Genomic DNA, 219 nt, shown 5'->3' with positions numbered 1-219 from the left:
CTCTATATTTTTGATGAGCCAGAATCGGCACTCTCTATCATAAGCCAGCTAAATATGCTAAGCCGAATAAGAGAGCTTGTAGAGCTTAGATCACAATTTATAATTGCGACACACTCCCCTATCCTGATGGCCTATCCCGAAGCTGACATCTATCAGGTATCAGAAAATGGAATAAGGTTGATTGGATATCAGGATACTGAACAGTATAAACTGATGAAG

This window comes from Sphingobacterium sp. UBA5670, assembly GCF_002420705.1.
GTDB lineage: Bacteria > Bacteroidota > Bacteroidia > Sphingobacteriales > Sphingobacteriaceae > Sphingobacterium.
Note: the sequence above shows the minus strand (reverse complement) of the source record.